9 protein-coding genes are annotated in these 9,612 nt (G+C 39.1%); 2 read left to right on the top strand and 7 right to left on the bottom strand.

The genetic code is table 11. The features are described 5' to 3' along the window. Positions 1-50: 50 nt before the first annotated feature. From CALSC_RS00065 to CALSC_RS00035, 7 genes are all read right to left on the bottom strand, one after another. A complete protein-coding gene (locus CALSC_RS00065; protein WP_088239404.1) occupies positions 51-1,172 on the bottom strand; it encodes an ABC transporter permease in 1,122 nt (373 codons plus the stop codon). 288 nt (positions 1,173-1,460) lie between these two features. Next, positions 1,461-2,567, bottom strand: a complete 1,107-nt coding sequence (locus tag CALSC_RS00060; RefSeq protein WP_088239403.1) for an ABC transporter permease — start codon at positions 2,565-2,567, stop codon at positions 1,461-1,463. Between the two features lie 13 nt (positions 2,568-2,580). Continuing rightward, positions 2,581-4,542: an ATP-binding cassette domain-containing protein gene (locus tag CALSC_RS00055; RefSeq protein ID WP_088239402.1), complete on the bottom strand. Its 1,962-nt coding sequence runs from the start codon at positions 4,540-4,542 to the stop codon at positions 2,581-2,583. A 13-nt stretch (positions 4,543-4,555) separates the two neighbouring features. Beyond that, a complete protein-coding gene (locus CALSC_RS00050) occupies positions 4,556-4,882 on the bottom strand; it encodes a hypothetical protein (protein ID WP_088239401.1) in 327 nt (108 codons plus the stop codon). Positions 4,883-4,901: 19 nt separating this feature from the next. After that, entirely contained in the window at positions 4,902-6,269 is a 1,368-nt protein-coding gene (locus CALSC_RS00045; RefSeq protein ID WP_088239400.1) for an HlyD family secretion protein, read from the bottom strand. Between the two features lie 77 nt (positions 6,270-6,346). Beyond that, positions 6,347-7,519 carry a pyridoxal phosphate-dependent aminotransferase gene (locus CALSC_RS00040; protein WP_088239399.1) on the bottom strand — a complete coding sequence of 391 codons (1,173 nt, stop codon included), beginning with the start codon at positions 7,517-7,519 and terminating at the stop codon, positions 6,347-6,349. A gap of 993 nt (positions 7,520-8,512) precedes the next feature. Then, complete coding sequence (locus tag CALSC_RS00035) at positions 8,513-9,073, bottom strand: 3'-5' exonuclease (protein ID WP_088239398.1); 561 nt, start codon at positions 9,071-9,073, stop codon at positions 8,513-8,515. Positions 9,074-9,149: 76 nt separating this feature from the next. On the opposite strand from CALSC_RS00035, the gene petN reads away from it, so the two are divergent. Then, complete coding sequence (petN, locus tag CALSC_RS00030; RefSeq protein ID WP_088239405.1) at positions 9,150-9,236, top strand: cytochrome b6-f complex subunit PetN; 87 nt, start codon at positions 9,150-9,152, stop codon at positions 9,234-9,236. Between the two features lie 7 nt (positions 9,237-9,243). After that, complete coding sequence (locus tag CALSC_RS26865) at positions 9,244-9,405, top strand: hypothetical protein (RefSeq protein ID WP_088239397.1); 162 nt, start codon at positions 9,244-9,246, stop codon at positions 9,403-9,405. Positions 9,406-9,612: the final 207 nt, after the last annotated feature.

The raw sequence follows: 9,612 nt of genomic DNA, 5'->3' as shown, positions 1-9,612 counted from the left end.
TTGTTGTATTTTATTTCATCCTCAATCCTAAGTAATAAAAATTTAAAACTTTAACTTAATTGACTGCGAAACTTGTTAATACTAATAGTCAATAGTACAATAGCAAAGGCTAGTAATGCCAAAGCGTTCATCCACAGTACATCTAAGCCAACGCCTTTGAGCAAAATACCTCGAACAATTGCAATATAATGACGTAGGGGATTGAGTAGGGATAGAACTTGAAAGACTGGAGGCATGGCTTCAATGGGTGCGATCGCTCCAGAAGTTTGTACCATTGGTAAATTAATAAAAAAAGATGTGAGGACTACTTGCTGTTGAGAACGACTCACAGTTGCCAACATAATACCCAAGCTAATCCCCACAAATAAATACATACTTGATAAAATAAAAAATAGTAGAAAACTACCTCTAAATGGTACATGAAATACTATTGTTGCTAAAGTTATAGCGAGTAAAACATCTCCCATTAATAAAAAAGATAAAGGTACTATTTTCGCTAATAATATTTCCCAGTTAGTAGCTGGTGTCATTAATAATTGTTCTAAAGTTCCTGTATCTTTTTCCCGCACAACAGTAATAGATGATACTATTGTACCAATTATTGTTAATACTAAACCCATAACTCCTGGTACAAAAAACCAACTACTAGTCAGTCCAGGGTTGTAAAGAAATACTACTTCGAGGGAGATTGGCAGACTAACTTGGTTTTGAGTTAATCGTACATTATATTGCTGGATAATTTGACTCATGTAATTTGCTGCTATTCCCGCCGTATTGGCATTAACAGCGTCAATAAATACTTGAATTTCTGCTGATTTTTGTGTTAGTTGACGTGGAAATTCGGGAGGAATTATAACTCCAACATTTAGTTTGCCTTCTTCCACTTGAAGGCTCAATTCTTTTTCGCTCTTTGGTACAGATTCTAAGGTAAAAATTTGATTGGATGTCATCGCTGAGACTAATTCCCGACTACTGCTAACATTGGCATAATCAATGACACCTAATCGTAAATTATTAACATCAGGGTTGAGAACAATACCATAGAGTAATAACTGGATTGTAGGGGGGATAAACAGTAAAACAATTAATTGTTTATTATGTAATATTTGATGTATTTCTTTCCGGACTAAGGCAAAAAATGGGCTATTAAATAATTTCTGAAGAAGTTTCATGATTGACACCTGATTCACAATAAAATATTAAAAAACAATAAAAATGGGATGTTTTTTTGCATATTTTTGTGAAAAATAAACTTATAATAATTTGAACAATGATTGCAATAGATGGAAAGAAAGGGCAGATGGTTAGGGCACGGCACCAGTAAGATACTTGTATATATTGAAAGATTGTGGTTGCCGTGCCCCTACGAAGAATTTATATGTTGCAAACATTATTTGAATTGGTTTTATTTATAAACTCTTTCACAATCCAAAATCTAAAATCTAAAATCCAAAATAGTATTAGTTGGGTAATTGCATTCGACTTAAAATTCGGCGTGATACATAGAAAAATACTGCTCCTAATATTGCCAACATACATAAATCAAACCAGACTCCGGTAAATCCTGTACCCCGTACAAAGGCATCACGAGTAATATTAATGTAATAACGTGCTGGAATGATGTTAGGTGCTAGTGATAAGGGAAAAGGAATATTATTGAGGGGATAAATAAAACCTGAGAGTAATAAAGCCGTAATAAAACCTACCAGAGCAACTCCTTGTACAGCTGCATTTTGGTTACTGCTGCGGACTCCTAAAAGTAAGCCGAAAGAAATACTATCTGTTAGAAACAATAAAGTGCCAAGTAGTAATGTTATGGGATTTCCAACTATACCAACCTGAAAAATAATTGAGCCTAATACCATAACTACTAATGTCTCAGCGATGGCAATTAATAAGTAAGCTAATCCTTTACCAAGTAATAACTCAGTGGTACTAATACTAGAAGCATAGACTTGTAAAATAGTACCTTTCTCCTTTTCTCTCACCATTGCGATCGCTGATAATAATGAAGGGAAAATCCACAGGATAACTCCGTACACTCCTGGCACAATGAAAAGTGATTCTAATCTACCAGGATTAAACCATAAACGTATTCGTGCTCTAATTCTATTCGTTGCTGGTAATAGTCCATGTTGCTGGATGAAAAAGTTGTTGACTCTAGCTATACTATTTTTAATAATACGGGCATTATTAACATCAGTTCCATCAATTAATACTTGCAGCTTTGTACTTCTACCCCCTTGAATATCACGGCTAAATTCTGATGGAATAATTACAGCAGCTTTGGCAATTCCTCTATCTATAGCATCACGGGTGGGATTGCCACCAGTCCATTGTTTGGGTACAAATTGATTAGTGGCATAAAGCCTTTCAATATAGCTTCTACTTAAATTCGTCTGGTTAAAGTCTTGGACAATTAAGGGAATATTTTTACTTTCTAATCTAATCGCAAAACCAAAAATTATCAGAGTGATAAATGGTAATAAAAACGCCAAAGCTAATGTGAGGCGATCGCGACTAAATTGGGCTAATTCTTTAATACATTGGGCAAAGATTCTTTTCATATGTATTTAGTTCCTAACTTTGTACTCGTTGGACTATGCTAATAAAAGCATCTTCTAAAGAGAAAGGAAGGGAACGTAGAGAATTGATCTGAATTTGATGGGTTTCTAAAAGTTGAGTTAATTGATTTATCTCTTGCTCAGGGTGATCAAGGACAATATGTAAACTATCAGCGAAAATAGATATACGCCAAGATGCAAAATGTTGTTTCAGTAACTTAGCAGCAACTTGGTTTTGATTGACCCTAATTTCTATTAGTTGTCCTGGTTGTGAGGCTTTGATCGAACTAGGTGAACCTTCAGCAACAATTTCCCCTCCAGCCATAAAAATCATACGGTTGCACTGTTCAGCTTCTTCCAGATAGTGGGTTGTGACTAAAATAGCTGTGCCATTACGGGCAAAATCATTAATTATCTGCCAAAACTGGCGACGTGCTAATGGATCTACCCCAGATGTTGGTTCATCCAAAAATAATATATCTGGTTCATGCATGACGGAAGCACCGAAAGCTACTCTTTGTTTCCAACCTCCCGGTAACTTTCCAGTCAGCAAATGTGCTTGTCCTTCTAATCCACAGGTAGCAATTACCCAATCAATTTTTTCACCTCGGTGTTTGTGGGGTACACCGTAAACTCCACTATAAAATTCTAGATTTTGCAGAATAGTTAAATCGTCGTAGAGGGTGAATTTTTGACTCATATAACCAATGCGTCGTCGTAAGTCTGCACTACGCAGATTTCCAGTTTCACCACCTAAACTAATTTCGCCACCACTGGCTTTGAGCAATCCACACAGCATTTTAATTGTAGTGGTTTTCCCTGCACCATTAGCACCTAACAACCCAAATATTTCGCCGTAGCGCACCGCAATGTTGACATTTTTCACCGCTTGAAATTTGCCAAACACGCGACTCAGGTTATGAGCAGATATGGCTAGGGAAGAAGCAGGGGGGAAGGGAGCAGGGAGCAGGGGGAATGCCTCCTTCCCTACTTCCCTTTGGCGATACCGGGGTAATGGGAAAAACTGGGGTGCGTAACCTTGTTTTCGCAGACGGGTGACAAAAACATTTTCTAATGTGGGTTCCCCAGGTTCAATACTGGGAGCAGGTAACTGATGTGTTTGTAATAATTCCCGGACTGCGGTTGCGCCAGAATTTATATCTTCAACCAGGACATCCAAGCGATCGCCAAAAATTTGCACATCTACTATACTAGTTTCACTAGTCTGGGATAGTATAGTCTCTGTTGCTTGTAGGTTTGCTGTTCGCACCTCTAAGCGATGCCAGCCTAATTTAGCCCGTAAGTCACCAGGTGTACCAATTTCATGGATTTTGCCACTATACATTAAAGCCACCCGGTGACAGCGTTCAGCTTCATCTAAGTATGGTGTAGCAACAAAAATCGTCATTCCCTCGGCTGACAATTCCCCTAGTACATCCCAAAATTCCCGACGAGATACCGGATCAACACCACTGGTGGGTTCATCTAATAACAATACCTCTGGTTGGGAAACCAAGGCGCAACACAGTGCCAGCTTTTGTTTCATCCCCCCAGACAGTTGTCCCGCCAAGCGATCGCTAAATTGCTGCAAATCCATTAATTTTAAATATTTATTCCGCCTTGCTTGTAACAAATCATCTGCTACTTGCCGTAAACCTCCTACGTAGCGCAAGTTTTCATCAATACTCAAATCCAAATATAGGGAAAACTGTTGGGTCAAATAACCAGTTATTAGTCGGGCATCTCGCGCAGGTTGATTAAATATTTGCACCTCCCCTGCTGTTGCTTCCATCACCCCAGCTAAAATATGAAAGGTACTAGTTTTCCCTGCACCATCAGGGCCAATTAACCCAAACATTTCTCCTTTCTCAATATTCAAATCAATTCCCCGTACAGCCCCTAAGTTACCGTAGTATTTGTGTAAACCACGTACCTTAATTGCTGTGGTATTCAGACTGGATGATTGTGGTAATACCATTTTGAAAAAAGAATTAATTGGGCATCGTATCCCCGCGATGCGGATTTTCTAAATAAGCCAGTATCCGATGAATATTTTCTTGGTTTTGACGGATATCAGCGCGATACTGTTCTAATTCTTCCTGATTCCGCACTACTACAGCTTGCGTTCGTGCGGATATTTCCGCGAGTTGTCTTACCGTGCGTTCTAATCTTGCTGAAGTCTGGGAAGTGTTGCGAACCTCAATCCGAATACCTCGCTGAATAGTGGCGATTAAATCTAAACTCTCAAGTACTTGCTCTAACTGTTCCTCGATTGTCGTTACACGTGTTTCTAAATTTTCCGGTTGTGAGTTAGTCATGGGTATAATGTTCCTCAGTTTATTTTCCTGGTTGCAGATTAATTTCCGCATCTGCTGGCATCCCCATTTTTGCGCATGGCAAATCTGATGCAGTGTAGGGATTTTCGGGGTTAAAACAACCATCAGGATTTTCAACTTGAATGCGAATTCCTACTACTTGTCTGACTCTGTCTTTTTGAAAGTAAATATTCTCCGGTGTGAATGAAGCTTGTGGATCTATGGCAATTACTTTACCTTCTAGGGGCTTATCTGGTGCTGAATCAATCAAGATTTTCGTTGTTTGTCCTAGACGGACTTTGCCAATATCGCCCTCGGGAATAAAACCTCTAAAATAAATTGTTTTGGGGTCAACAATAGTCAAAATTTTAGTTTGACTGCTAACTACTGCACCCGGTTCCACGCTACGAGCAGTCACTACCCCATCTAAAGGACTAATTACATGTAAATCTTGTTTGGAGTCTGCAATCTGGGTGAGAATTTGCTGCTTTGCTGCTTGGGCATCTTTGACCTTTGCACGTGCAGATTGGACTTTTGCACGGGCAGATTTGAGGCGAGCATGACTTTGCTGCTGCTTTCTGACTAATGCTGTTAACTGGGCGTTGCGAATGTCTGGATTGAAACCTGCGGTTTTAGCTTGAGTTAACGCCCCTGAAACTGCACTTAATTGTTGGCGTTGAGCATTGACTGCTGCAACTTGTGCTTCGAGGGTAGCTATTGCTGTATCTAAAGTTGTTTGTGCTTGGTCGAATTGTTGTTGATTGATGGCACCTTCTTTGACTAATCGGGCATAGCGATCGCGGTTGATTTTGGCTAAATTAACTTCTGCTCTTGCTTGCTTAACTTGGGCTTGTGCTTGCACTAATTTAGCTTGAGCAACTGCTACATTTGACTGCGCCTGCTCAATTCTACCTTGGCTATCCCCTTGGGACTGGCGCAAATTCAATTTAGCTTCGTTAATTTGGCTGTTTATTGCTTGAATTTCTCTGGTTACTTGCTCTACATCTGCACTTACTTGTCTTTGATCATATTCAGCAACTACTACTCTCGCCTCCGCACCACGTAATTGTTCTTGCAGTAACTTATCATTGGTATTGTCTAATTTAACTAATTTTTGCCCCTTTTTGACTGCTGTTCCTTCCCGCACAGCAATTGACTCAACTCTTCCGGAGCTTTTAACCCCAATTTCGGTTTCATAACCCTCAATTCGTCCGCTAACTTTGAGTATGCTCGTTGATTCCTGGGGTTGACTCCGCCATACTCCATAGCCAATCACACTAGCGACTAGCAACCCTCCTATCAGGAGAGTAATTGGTTTCTTGCGGGGCTGTTGCTGGGATATTCGGAAATCTGTAGGATTATTTGATGGGATTGGGGCTGTCTGTGTCATACGTAGCACCCTAGATGATTGTTATACTAAACAGTCTAGTGTTATAAAACAAGAAATATGCAAATATGCAACAAAATTTACCCTTGCAGCACAATGGTCTGCAAACCCTTAACTAATCTTGCGATTCCCTGTTTCACCGTATCTTTTTGTAGAGCACCATAAGCTACCCGTAAATAACACCCATCATCCATACCAAAGGTAGTACCGGGAATAACTGCAATTTGATGCTCCAAGATCAGTTTTTTGACTAACTCAAAAGCATCCATCTGAGTATGAACCTTGAGGAAAAAGTAAAAAGCGCCATCGGTAGGAACAATGGTACATAATCCTTCTAGGGGTTTGAGTAACTCCATAACCATGTCCCGTACTTGGGCGATCGCACCAATGTTATTTTGTAAATAATCCGGTGGTGCTTGCAATGCTCCTAATGCCCCATATTGAGAAATTACAGGAGGACAAATGAGGATAGTATCTTGAACTTTCTGCACTGATGCTAGGAGGTGATGGGGAATTACCATATAGCCAATACGCCAACTAGCAAAACCATAAGCCTTAGAAAGACTGTAGAGAGAGATGGTATGTTGGCTACTACTAGGAAATGCACCAGGGGAAGTATGTTTTACCCCGTTATAAGTAAAGTATTCATAAGCCTCATCACTGATATGATAGATATTGCGATCGCGACAAATTTGATTAACTTGTTGTAAGGCTGTTGGTGGATAAACAGCACCCGTAGGATTATTGGGAGAAATAGTAACTACTGCCCGAGTTTTGGAGGTAATTGCATTGGCAATTGCATGGGGACGCAGCTGATATTCATGGTCGGTTCCTACTAATACTGGACGACATCCCGCCATTGAAATTGCCATTTCATGATTGAAATAATAGGGAGTATTCAGAATAATTTCATCCCCAGGTGAGGTGATTGCGAGTACGGCATTCATAAATGCCATATTACTACCCGCAGTAACAACTATATTGTTTCCTTGATTAACTTCAATCTGATTAAATGTTTGCAACTTTTTTGTCAATGTTGCGATTAAAGGGGGAATACCCTCCACACTTTTGTAGAGATTATTAGCTGGTTCCGCGAAAAATTTAGATAAAAAATCCATAGCTTCTGGGGGTGGAGAGTAGGAAACCACTCCTTGTCCTAAGGAAATCGTTCCTGGACAACTTTTAATTAATTGACCAACTATGGGAATAATGGGCGACTGTACCGCCTCCATCCGCGAAAAAAAAGATTTCATGGAATGCACTTATATATTTTTGTTGAATAATGCAATTATCTCATTAATCACATTACAAGTAATTTGTCTAGGGACAAATTACTGAAATTCAATGATATTGTTTTAGTTGTTTATTCACTAAATCTTTATAGGATTATAGAGACATAAATTTAGTTATATATTTATACTTGAGAAGTAAATTTTTCAGAAAATTTTGAGCTACATAGGGAACTCAAAAATATATAATCAGTCTGACCAAGATAGAGACTCAAAAGTCAAATACAATGTATTCATTTAATTTAGTGTGAAGTCAACATTTAAGAGGATTTATTGTGGTATTTCCAAAAAAATTTTTGCAACTCTCTTTAACAAGTATGGCAGTCTTTGCTAGTATTTTCACTAGTAGCCTGCCAGTAAAGGCAGAAGACAGCTTGCTCAATCAAAATAAAACAGACAACTTAGGTTATACAATAGCTCAACGATTCAATAGACGTAGAATGTATGAGTTTTGTTTGGACAGAGCTGAGAGTAGACGTGAAAGGAGAAGATGTAGGAGGGAGTTTGAGAGAGATAATGACAGATATAGAAGAAGGAGAAGAAGATATAGAAGCAGGAATAGAAGAAAGGATGCATATAATTATTGTTTGAGCAGAGCTGATAGTAGACGTGAAAGGAGAAGATGTAAGGAGTTGGATAGAGATTTTGGCAGATATGGAAGAAGGAATGGATATGATTATTGTTTGAGCAGAGCTGATAGTAGGAGTGAAAGGAGAAGATGTAGGAGAAAGTTTGATCGAGATAATGACAGATACGGAAGGAATAATCGTAACCGCGATCCCATCCTTAATCGCGTTCGTGATAGAAGGAATAATCGTAACCGCGATCCCATCTTTGATCCTCGATTTTAAGGTTTAAGATACAACAACTTTTATCAACTAGTTAAAATATTAAAAAATCCCTTGATGAAGATTATCATTAAGGGATTTTTGAGTATTGATAAAATTTTTGGTAGTTCTATTTTTTACTATTTTGAGTGTGCATATATTTAAAAATAGTGGCAATGTTACGAGCATCATCAATTCCTCGATGATGTGTACCTTGTAATTCCATACCTAGATATTGCAAAGCCTGTGCCATACCAAATTTTCTGGATACTCCTAAATATTCTGAAAATTCTTGTTTAATATTTCTATGGGTGGAAGTAAAAGGATAGGGAATTTGGTGAAATTTACAATCTTGGATAAATTGATTTTTGTCATAGTTTCCCCAAGAACAAAATGTATAGTTGTCAAAAGATAACATCCATTTTTTAAATTGAGAAATTACTTCAGCTAAAGTCGGCGCTACATCTACATCCTGTTGCTTGATTGTGGTTAATTCTGTACAAAAATCTGTTAATTGGGGATGAATTATCGGTTTAATGAATTGTTGAAACTCAGAATCAACATTCCATGTGGAGCTATTCAGCATCACTGCTCCAATTTCGATGATTTCCATTTGATGACGAGGAATAGCACCGTCCTTGGAGCAAGTTGCTTCTAAATCAATGATGAGAAAATATTTGGCATTTGTCATTTGTCAGAAAAGCAGTTGGCTATTCCCAGTATGATAAAGATTGAAGTCGTTTTGTAAGTTTGCACAAAATATCGCTATGATTTTGACACTAGGTTGGGTTTCATTGCTGACTCTTTTCACATGGTCCATTGCTATGGTAGTTTGGGGACGCAACGGACTATAAGAAAACCGTGGAAAGTCCATTCCTGAGTATTTTAGCTTTAATCGCCTTTGTCCTGCTCATCGCAGTCACTACTGGCGTTGGTTATTTAACCTTAGCAGGTTGGCGCGATCGCCGTCGCCAAGAACAAGAAAAACGGGAACTCCGACAAACTACCTCCAGACGGCGATAGTTACCGAAGAGGCAGAGGGGAAGAGGGCAGAGGGCAGGGGGAACAAGCCCTTACCCTCTGCGTAGAGCGCAGCGGAACATGGTTACAAAGCCCCACCCTTCCAGAGCGCTTGGACTGGGGCGGAGCACAAGCTCCGTCTCAGTCTGCTCCCCTACTTTTTTAACTTCCCATAGCACTACACAATTAGGGCGCGGACATTGTTAAAAA

This window comes from Calothrix rhizosoleniae SC01 (genome assembly GCF_900185595.1).
Taxonomy (GTDB): domain Bacteria; phylum Cyanobacteriota; class Cyanobacteriia; order Cyanobacteriales; family Nostocaceae; genus Calothrix_A; species Calothrix_A rhizosoleniae.
This window is presented reverse-complemented; position numbering and strand designations above follow the sequence as displayed.

Bases quoted from the DNA above. Each gene is read 5' to 3' on its own strand.
- CALSC_RS00065 (WP_088239404.1), bottom strand. From the start codon at position 1,172: ATGAAACTTCTTCAGAAATTATTTAATAGCCCATTTTTTGCCTTAGTC.
- CALSC_RS00060 (WP_088239403.1), bottom strand. From the start codon at position 2,567: ATGAAAAGAATCTTTGCCCAATGTATTAAAGAATTAGCCCAATTTAGT.
- CALSC_RS00055 (WP_088239402.1), bottom strand. From the start codon at position 4,542: ATGGTATTACCACAATCATCCAGTCTGAATACCACAGCAATTAAGGTA.
- CALSC_RS00050 (WP_088239401.1), bottom strand. From the start codon at position 4,882: ATGACTAACTCACAACCGGAAAATTTAGAAACACGTGTAACGACAATC.
- CALSC_RS00045 (WP_088239400.1), bottom strand. From the start codon at position 6,269: ATGACACAGACAGCCCCAATCCCATCAAATAATCCTACAGATTTCCGA.
- CALSC_RS00040 (WP_088239399.1), bottom strand. From the start codon at position 7,519: ATGAAATCTTTTTTTTCGCGGATGGAGGCGGTACAGTCGCCCATTATT.
- CALSC_RS00035 (WP_088239398.1), bottom strand. From the start codon at position 9,073: ATGACAAATGCCAAATATTTTCTCATCATTGATTTAGAAGCAACTTGC.
- petN (WP_088239405.1), top strand. From the start codon at position 9,150: ATGATTTTGACACTAGGTTGGGTTTCATTGCTGACTCTTTTCACATGG.